At 43.6% G+C, this 8,406-nt stretch carries 6 protein-coding genes; 3 read left to right on the top strand and 3 right to left on the bottom strand.

From position 1 onward, the window contains the following. The 3 genes from AWV70_RS14160 to AWV70_RS14170 all read left to right on the top strand — a co-directional run. The coding region (locus AWV70_RS14160) for a DNA gyrase/topoisomerase IV subunit B (RefSeq protein WP_235588676.1) at positions 1 to 1,636 on the top strand (1,636 nt) is incomplete at its 5' end. Next, entirely contained in the window at positions 1,633 to 4,065 is a 2,433-nt protein-coding gene (gene parC, locus AWV70_RS14165) for a DNA topoisomerase IV subunit A (RefSeq protein WP_060208404.1), read from the top strand. The genes AWV70_RS14160 and parC, both read left to right, overlap by 4 nt. Positions 4,066 to 4,228: 163 nt before the next feature. After that, the gene (locus AWV70_RS14170; protein ID WP_060208408.1) at positions 4,229 to 5,455 is read left to right on the top strand and encodes an MFS transporter; all 1,227 of its coding nucleotides are present in this window, start codon (positions 4,229 to 4,231) and stop codon (positions 5,453 to 5,455) included. Between the two features lie 129 nt (positions 5,456 to 5,584). Here the strand turns inward: AWV70_RS14170 and AWV70_RS14175 are convergent, their stop codons facing one another. The 3 genes from AWV70_RS14175 to fni form a co-directional block, all read right to left on the bottom strand. Further along, positions 5,585 to 5,959, bottom strand: a complete 375-nt coding sequence (locus AWV70_RS14175; RefSeq protein WP_060208410.1) for a hypothetical protein — start codon at positions 5,957 to 5,959, stop codon at positions 5,585 to 5,587. A 36-nt stretch (positions 5,960 to 5,995) separates the two neighbouring features. Then, a complete protein-coding gene (locus AWV70_RS14180; protein WP_060208413.1) occupies positions 5,996 to 6,763 on the bottom strand; it encodes an LAGLIDADG family homing endonuclease in 768 nt (255 codons plus the stop codon). 123 nt (positions 6,764 to 6,886) lie between these two features. Beyond that, positions 6,887 to 7,921: a type 2 isopentenyl-diphosphate Delta-isomerase gene (fni, locus tag AWV70_RS14185; RefSeq protein ID WP_060208416.1), complete on the bottom strand. Its 1,035-nt coding sequence runs from the start codon at positions 7,919 to 7,921 to the stop codon at positions 6,887 to 6,889. Positions 7,922 to 8,406 lie beyond the last annotated feature (485 nt).

Genomic DNA, 8,406 nt, shown 5'->3' on the forward strand with positions numbered 1-8,406 from the left:
CAAGACGAGTGGCGGCCTACATGGCGTCGGCGCATCAGTCGTCAATGCCCTTTCCGAATGGCTGGAAGTGACGATTTTTCGTGATGGAAAGAAATTTAGGCAACGTTTCGAAAATGGCGGCAAACCGGTTACTACATTAGAAGAAATCGGAACGTCACGCGAAAAAGGGACGCTGATCCATTTCAAGCCCGATCCAAAGATTTTCTCTACGATCAAATATCAATATGAATTATTGTCGGAACGTTTACGGGAGTCCGCATTCCTATTGAAAGGTTTGAAAATCGAACTGAAGGAAGAGGGAACGGAAAAGCATGATATTTTCCATTATGAAACGGGCATCGAAGCATTCATCTCCTATTTGAACGAAGAGAAAGATGTCCTCCATGATGTCGCGTATTTAGAAGGGGTGGCGGAAGGGATTGAGGTGGAATTCGCATTTCAATTCAGCGATGGCTATTCCGAAACAATTTTATCTTTCGTCAATAATGTACGGACAAAGGATGGCGGTACGCATGAAACCGGTGCTAAAACTGCAATGACACGCGTCTTCAATGAATATGCGAGGAAAACGGGCATATTGAAGGAGAAAGATAAAAACCTCGATGGCTCCGACATTCGTGAGGGAATTTCCGCAATCATATCGGTCCGCATCCCTGAAGAAATCCTCCAATTCGAAGGACAGACGAAAGGGAAATTGGGGACGAGTGAAGCAAGAACAGCGACCGATGCGATCATCTCCCAGCACCTCCTCTACTTTTTGGAGGAGAATGCGGAGCTGAGCGGAAACCTGATACGCAAGGCGATCCGTGCCCAACAGGCGAGAGAGGCTGCACGCAAGGCGCGTGAAGACGCACGTTCAGGAAAAAAACGCCGTCGTTCGGATACGCTGCTTACGGGAAAACTGACGCCCGCGCAATCGAGAAATGCTGCGAAAAACGAACTTTACCTAGTCGAAGGGGATTCCGCCGGCGGTTCAGCCAAGCAAGGCAGGGACAGGACATTCCAGGCGATTCTTCCACTGCGCGGTAAAGTGATCAATACCGAAAAAGCCAAGTTAGAAGATATTATGAAAAATGAAGAGATCAATACGATCATCCATGCAATCGGCGGAGGAGTCGGCTCTGACTTCCAAATCGATGACATCGCTTATGACAAAGTAGTCATCATGACTGACGCTGATACTGACGGGGCCCATATCCAAGTACTTCTGCTGACGTTTTTCTATCGATATATGAAGCCGTTGATCGAAGCGGGGAAGGTGTTCATCGCACTTCCACCACTTTATAAAGTCTCCAAAGGGACAGGCAAAAAAGAACAGGTCGAGTATGCGTGGACGGAAGCCGATCTTGACGAGGCGATCAAAAAAATCGGTCGAGGCTATATGCTCCAGCGCTATAAAGGACTTGGTGAAATGAATGCCGATCAATTATGGGACACTACGATGAATCCAGAAACCCGTACATTGATCCGTGTGACAATCGAGGATGGTGCACAGTCCGAGCGACGTGTTACTACGCTTATGGGAGACAAAGTTGAGCCTCGTAGGAAATGGATCGAGTCGAACGTCGACTTCGGGACTGAGGAGCATAATATTTTGGAAAATGAATTTTTGCATGTTGAGGGGGATTTTGAATGACTTCAACTGAGCGATTCCAGGACTTGCCTTTAGAAGAAGTAATTGGTGACCGCTTTGGACGTTATAGTAAATATATCATTCAGGACAGAGCGCTGCCGGACGCAAGGGACGGATTGAAGCCTGTTCAAAGAAGGATTCTATACGCGATGTTCCATGAAGGGAACACACATGATAAAGCATTCAGAAAAGCTGCGAAAACAGTGGGGAACGTCATCGGTAACTACCACCCACACGGAGATTCTTCCGTATATGATGCAATGGTGCGGATGAGCCAGGAATGGAAGCTCCGCCATCTTATGATAGAAATGCATGGAAACAACGGATCTGTTGACGGAGATCCGGCAGCTGCCATGCGGTATACAGAAGCGCGGCTTTCAGCAATCGCTTCAGAAATGCTTCGTGACATCGGCAAAGACACCGTAGAATTCATTCCAAACTTCGATGATACGGAGCCGGAACCGACCGTATTGCCTTCTCGTTTCCCGAACTTGCTCGTCAACGGGTCAACGGGGATATCCGCGGGATATGCAACGGATATTCCACCGCACGCTTTACACGAAGTGATCGATGCAGTATTGATGAGAATGGATGAGCCTGACGTGTCAGTGGACCAATTGATGACAGTTTTGAAAGGCCCTGATTTTCCGACCGGCGCAATCATTCAAGGGACAGATGGGATCAAGACGGCCTACGAAACGGGAAGAGGCCGCTTTATCATTCGCGCAAAATCGGAAATCGAACCGTTGAAAGCAGGCAAATCGCAAATTGTCATCACCGAAATTCCTTATGACGTCAATAAGGCGAATTTGGTGAAGAAGATGGATGAACTCCGTTTGGACCGAAAGCTTGATGGCATTGCGGATGTACGTGATGAATCCGACCGTACTGGGCTTCGAATTGTAGTAGAACTGAAGAAGGATATGGATGGCAATGCCATTTTGCAATACTTGTTGAAAAATACCGACCTCCAAGTGACGTATAACTTCAATATGGTTGCAATCTCCAATCGAAGACCGACGCTCATGTCGCTTCCGATGTTATTGGATGCCTACATCAACCACCAAAAAGACGTCGTTACGAGAAGATCCAAATACGATATCCAGAAAGCGAAAGATCGCCTGCATATCGTTGAAGGTCTGATGAAAGCTTTATCGATTCTCGACGAAGTAATAAAAGCAATAAGGGCATCGAAAGACAAGCGCGATGCGAAAAATAACATCATCTCGAAATTCGGTTTTACGGAAGTCCAAGCGGAAGCGATTGTATCCCTCCAGCTATATAGATTGACGAATACCGACATTACCGAGCTGAAAAAAGAGGATGCAGAGCTCAGGAAGCTGATCGATCAGCTAGACGCTATTTTGAAGAGCGATAAAAAGCTTTCAGCAGTCATCAAGAAGGAATTATTGGAGATCCGTAAACAGTTCTCTGAGCAAAGAAGATCTGTCATCGAGGAGAAAATTGAAAACATCAAAGTCGATCTTGATATTCTTGTACCAAGCGAAGAAGTTGTCGTATCAGTTACGAAGGATGGCTATGTGAAAAGGACGAGCATCCGTTCGTATAGCGCATCAAACGGCACTGGCCAGGAGATGAAGGAATCCGATTACAGTCTGCTGGAGACGGTGATGAATACACAGCATCATTTGCTTTTATTCACATCGCTCGGCAATTATCTGTATCAGCCCGTGCATGAATTGCCGGATATCCGTTGGCGTGATCTCGGTCAGCATATATCAAGCATCGTGTCATTGGAACCGAACGAGGAAATCATCTCAGCGATCGGTATCGAAAACTTCGACGAAGGAACATCTGTTCTCACCTCTGCGGATAACGGCAATGTCAAGTTGTCGAGGCTATCCGATTTCCAAGTCCAGCGCTATTCCCGGACATTCAAGGCCATGAACTTGAAGAAAGGGGACAGGATGGTCGATGTGCAGCTTGTAACGGGCGAAGAAGATGTAATCCTCTTCACCGAACAAGCGCTTGGATTGCGATTCTCGCTCACTGAATTATCCGTTACCGGTGTTCGTACTGCGGGAGTTCGAGGGATTCATTTAAAAACAGCTGACAAGCTAGCTTCCGTGCTCGTTGTCCGTGACGAAACAGAATCGATATTGATTGCCACGCAACGTGGATCGGTCAAGAGGATGACATTGAAAGAGATGGAGGTCGCCTCAAGGGCTCAGCGAGGAGTAGTTGTGTTAAAAGAGCTAAAAACGAATCCACATCGGATTGTCGACACTCAATTCGTCAAACCAGGAGACACCGTCATCTTATCGACTAGCAAAGATAATAAAGTGACAGTCGAGGCAGGAGCATTACGGCTCGTCGATCGATATTCCAACGGAAGTTCGTTGGTGGACGAAAGTAAACATGGCAAAGTGATTGCGATGTATAAAGAAATGAAAGCTGAAACGAAAGCATAAATTGAAAAAGCATGTTGGCAGTGTGTAAACCTGTTGACATGCTTTTTTGAAGTGGGTCTCGTGTTGCGGGATTGGAAAGTTTATCGTGACATCAAATCGATTCTGACGTATAATAATTCGAAAGTCGAAATAATTAACATAACATGAATAATGGGGAATGGCTATGTGGAAAAACCGTAACGTTTGGATTATTCTTTCTGGCGAAATGATTGCCGGACTTGGATTATGGACTGGAATTATCGGGAATCTGGAATTTTTACAAGAAAAGATTCCATCGGATTTCGTGAAGGCGCTGATTTTGTCCATCGGTTTGCTGGCAGGTATTATTGCAGGACCGACAGCAGGACGGATCATAGATCAGTCGAGGAAAAAGACGGTCTTGATTGTAGCAGGCTTCGGAAGACTGGTCAGTGTCGTATTTATGTTGCTCGCAATTGCAACGGGCTCTGTCTGGTGGATGGTTGCATTCATCATTTCCATCCAATTGTCGGCAACTTTCTATTTTCCGGCATTGCAGTCAGCAATCCCTCTCGTCGTAAAGGATAAAGATCTGTTGACGATGAACGGATTGCATATGAACGTTGCTACGATAGCTCGCGTTGTCGGAACAGCACTCGCAGGAGTGATGCTCGTATACTGGTCGTTGGCGTCGTTGTACTGGGTTTCGATGATTGCCTATGTCGGTCTGTTGGGCTTCACATTGATGCTCAAGATTGATGAAGGGGAGGGGAATGCACGCTCCAATCGTAAGGATGGCGAAAAAGGAGGCTTTATGGAAGTTTTTCCAGTGTTAAAAGCATATCCTGCTGTCGGTATGACGTTGATCATGACGTTGATTCCTTTATTGTTTCTTGGTTCATTCAATTTGATTGTCATCAATATTAGTGAGATCCAGGACTCTTCATCGATTAAAGGGCTGATTTATACATTCGAAGGCATTGCTTTCATGATTGGTTCATTTGCGGTTAAGTTCATTACACGGAAATGGAAGACGACGGTCATTTTGTTCTTTTTTGCATCGATGGTGGCAGTTGCTGAATTCATGCTTTATTTTGCAAGTAATATTGTTTTGACACTCGGTGCATTTGCTGTATTAGGCTTTGCATTAGGTTGTTTTTTCCCGACAGCAATGGTCATATTCCAAAAACAGATGCCGAAAGCGTACCATGGACGATTTTTCTCATTTCGCAATATGTTGGAGCGGATCATGTTCCAAGTAGTGTTGTTGAGCGCTGGGGCATTTTTGGATATTGTCGGATTACAGATGATGGTTATTATTTTCGGAGTGATCAGCTTGACATTGACATTGTTGTTTTTTATTCAAATGAAACGAAGGAATATTGTTTTAGAAGAGACCCAAACAAAACCTGCAGCGGAAATCATTTTATGATTTGCTGCAGGTTTATTATTTACAATTAAAAAATCGGTTTCATCTCACTGTTATGAGTATACTTTAACGTGATATATATCTTCCTATAATATATATTATGACGGGGGCGTTTTATGAAAAGTATTTTGTTTACTTCTCTATTCTATATCGATAGCTCCTGCTCTTACTTTCCTCAACGTTTATGAACTGCACGCTATATTCAATAAGATCATTGATGAAAATATTGTGCTCCTTCGCCTTCTTCTTTATTTCTTCTAATAATTCTTTGTCGTATGTCGTTTTATATTGAACACGATCTTTCGGTCTTAAGTCTTTATTGAAAGAAATTATTTCTTGGTTCAATACCTGCAGCAAGCCACTTTCTAATAAATAATTTATATGGGTATTATGTTCATCGGCTAGCTTTTGCAAATCATTTAAAATCACTTTGCTAATATTTGTTCTAAACTTTACTCGATCTGTATCCGACGTTTGTTGCAACTTACCACTGATTACTTTCCACATTTCATTCACTCCAATTTTAAAATCATTTGCTGCAGTTTAAGCATGCTGCACCATCCGCATTTTTTTATTCTCGTTAAACAGTTCACCAGATCCATCGTAAATGATATCGGCGAGTTTAGGAAGATTTTGTTTTCCTTTTACCCAAACTCGATAAATGGTTTTCTCCGACTGTGTAAGTTCTGTAGTTATTTCTGATCGCAAATTCCATTTTTGAAATATAGCCAAAAGCCCATTTGCAAACGAATTGCTTGCTGTAGTTACATTCATAACATATCCGCGATCTTGGACCCAACCATCCCCATCAATAACGCCTCTTATAAAAGCAGGCATGTACTGATCTGGCACGTCAGGAAAAGATACAGTATATGACTTATTCGGAGTGACGCCAAGCTGCTCAAGATCCTGCTTTATGGTTTTTGAGTTAATAATCAACATTGGCGTTGTTCTCGTGCCGGTTCCTTGTGCAATTGTCGGATTCGCATCCATAAGCGTAGCTACTTTCCTCAATATCTCTTCATCATTTTGTGATAAGTATACAGAGTGGACTTTGCTATTCACATGACCATCCGTAATGAATAATCCCAAAACCCAAGCCATCTCATGAGACCATGTTTTGAAGAAGTCTTCATTCACTTTATGAATGCGCCGGCGTCCTATGGGATGCAATTCGACTCCATGTTTATTCAACACATTTCGAATTCCACGATCCGACAACCCGATAATCGTGCAAAGTTTTTCATAAGGCAAACCACTTTTATACAGTTCAATGATCTTATCGTCCGTCATTCCCGGGTTTCGAGGCATATGTCACAATCCCCCCTTCTACTTCCATTATACAAACTTACGTTCTTGTTTTCAATTAATTGACTGAATGTTACTTCAAACAAAGAAAGACCACTCGCCTTTGCAAGTGGCCAACTCAATCATTCATCTTTTTACATATTGTATCCTGTCGGTCGCTTGAAGTTCAGCCAACGTAGATGCTCCGACACCGAACATAGCCATTCGCAGCTCTAATTCTTTCGTTTCCATGACTCTTATGACATCTTCAGGAGATTGTGTCGCTTCTTTCAGGATAGACCTTCCGAAACCGACAATATTGGCACCCAGAGCTATCGTTTTGGCAGCATCCAGCCCAGTCGACATACCGCCACTTGCAACTATTGATTGCTCGCTGATCTTTTCACGTACAGACGCGACGCAATCGACCGTCGGAATGCCCCATACGCTGAACGTTTCCGCTGCAGCCTGTTTAATTGGGTCGGTTGAGCGGTATTTCTCCACTTGGCTCCAAGAGGTTCCGCCAGCTCCGGCTACATCGATAAAAGACACACCAACGTCGCACAGCTTTTTAGCTGTCTGTCCGTCGATTCCCCAACCGACTTCCTTAACGCCTACTGGAACTTCCAATACTGTAGTCAGTTCTTCGATTTTCGCTAATAAATCCTTGAAATTCAAATCTCCATTCGGTTGAATGACTTCCTGCAGACTGTTTAAGTGAAGCACCAACGCATTTGCATGTGTCATTTCAATGATCTGCCGGCATTGATCAATACCAAATCCGTAATTCAGTTGAACTGCGCCTAGATTCGCAATGATCGGAACGGACGGTGCGTATTCTCTCACTTGAAACGAGGCTCTATGTTCCTCACTTTCAATTAAAGCCCGCATGGATCCTAATGCTAAAATCCACCCTTTTTCTTCTGCGGCAAGTGCCAAATTTCGATTGATCGTTTCTGCGAATGCGGCTCCGCCAGTCATGGAACTGATCATGAACGGGGTTGGTCTTGCTTGTCCAAGAAATGTGCTTTCAATGGAGATTTCAGTAAAGTCAATTTCAGGTAAAGCGTTATGAATGAAGTGAACCCTTTCCAGTCCAGTCGTAATATGGTTTCCCGTCACTTTTTCGTTGAGTGTGATTTCAATATGCTCTGCTTTCCGTTGATGGATAGAACCCGTCATTTGCAACATCCCTCTTCCCTAGCACGAAGATACCCATTCAGCTCTCATCCTCGTTTAACGCTTTTTCTTTATATATCATTATAGGTTACCTAACTTGTAATTTCAGCTATTAGGATTAATTTCATACTTGTAACATGCTTGTATTTTTCATTGCAAAATTCAAAAATTCCACCTGCATCTTTTTGTTCATTTTTCTTTGGAGGATTTCGACCTAATTCCTATAGGAACTCACTAAATAATTTAAGCTGTTACTCATATTTTTCTCTTTAACCAAGAACCGAATCAGTCAAATAATGAATTGTAGCGGAACTGTGTCAAAGTCAGCAATTTGGCAACCGTTTCCGAAGTATGTTAAATTTGAATCGGTCAAATCAAATCGACGCTTCGGGGCAAGGTGAAATTCCTTACCGGCGGTGATCAAGCGCAATGCTTGTCAGTCCGTGACCCGTTCTTCCCTATGGAAGACGGTGGAGCTGGTGTAATTC

Source organism: Sporosarcina koreensis (assembly GCF_001531445.1).
Classification (GTDB): domain Bacteria; phylum Bacillota; class Bacilli; order Bacillales_A; family Planococcaceae; genus Sporosarcina; species Sporosarcina koreensis_C.